1 protein-coding gene is annotated in these 1,458 nt (G+C 53.4%); it reads left to right on the top strand.

Annotated features, from left to right (window positions below; genetic code table 11):
* Positions 1-1,077, top strand: a 1,077-nt coding sequence (gene katA, locus ACTHUM_RS13965) for a catalase KatA (RefSeq protein ID WP_440403168.1), incomplete at its 5' end; no start/stop codon positions are given.
* Between the last annotated feature and the right edge of the window lie 381 nt (positions 1,078-1,458).

Raw genomic sequence — 1,458 nt, 5'->3', positions numbered from 1 at the left:
GACCTGAACAAGGCGGTCAAACGCGACCCGCGCACCAATATGCGCTCTGCCACGAACAACTGGGACTTCTGGACGCTGCTGCCCGAAGCCCTGCACCAAGTTACCATCGTCATGAGCGACCGCGGCATCCCCGCCAGCTACCGCCATATGCACGGCTTTGGTTCGCATACTTACAGCTTCTGGAACGAAGCGGGCGAGCGTTTTTGGGTGAAATTCCATTTCCGCAGCCAGCAAGGCATTAAAAACCTAACCAACGAAGAAGCCGCAAAAATCATCGCCGACGACCGCGAAAGCCACCAGCGCGACTTGTACGAAGCCATCGAACGCGGCGAGTTTCCGAAATGGACGATGTACATCCAAGTCATGCCTGAAGCAGATGCGGAAAAAGTGCCGTATCATCCCTTCGACCTGACCAAAATTTGGCCGAAAAAAGACTATCCGCTGATTGAAGTGGGCGAATTTGAGTTGAACCGCAATCCCGAAAACTTCTTCGCCGATGTGGAACAATCCGCCTTTGCACCGAGCAACCTGGTACCCGGTATCGGCGCCAGCCCCGACAAAATGCTGCAAGCCCGTTTATTCAATTACGCCGACGCGCAACGCTACCGTCTGGGGGTGAACTTCCGCCAAATCCCCGTCAACCGCCCGCGCTGCCCTGTTCACAGCAACCGGCGCGACGGGCAAGGTCGCGCCGACGGCAACTACGGCAGCCTGCCGCACTACGAACCCAACAGCTTCGGCCAATGGCAGCAACAACCCGACTTCGCCGAACCGCCTTTGAAAATCAACGGCGACGCGGCGCACTGGGACTACCGCCAAGACGATGACGACTATTTCAGCCAACCGCGCGCCTTGTTTAACCTGATGAACGACACACAGAAACAGGCTTTGTTTAACAACACCGCCGCGGCCATGGGCGATGCGCCTGACTTCATCAAATACCGCCATATCCGCAACTGCTACCGTTGCGATCCGGCATACGGCGAAGGCGTAGCCAAAGCCCTTGGACTGACTGTCGAAGATGCCCAAGCGGCACGAGCCAACGACCCGGCTTTAGGTCAACCTGGTTTACTGTAAGGAGGCATTATGTGGATAGAAATTGAAGAACTCTTATCTCAAGCTGTCCGATACAGCCGTTCAAACAAAAAGTAACGGTTTAGATCATTAAGCAGGCCGTCTGAAATACAAAATAAAGTTTCAGACGGCCTTTTTTATGATGAAGTTTATTTGATTGCTTCAGATTCAATGGAACTGGCTGCCCTTATTTCTCAGTAAATCATGGCATGCCCCTCACCATCTCATGCTTCTACTGACAAATAAAAAACCGCACAGCTGCTTGCCGTGCGGTTTTGCTTTTTGTCTGAAGGTTTCAGACGGCCTTACATCATGCCGCCCATACCACCCATGCCGCCCATATCAGGCATAGCAGGTTTTTCTTCAGGGATTTCAGCGATCATG

Source organism: Neisseria sp. P0021.S006, assembly GCF_051956895.1.
This window is presented reverse-complemented; position numbering and strand designations above follow the sequence as displayed.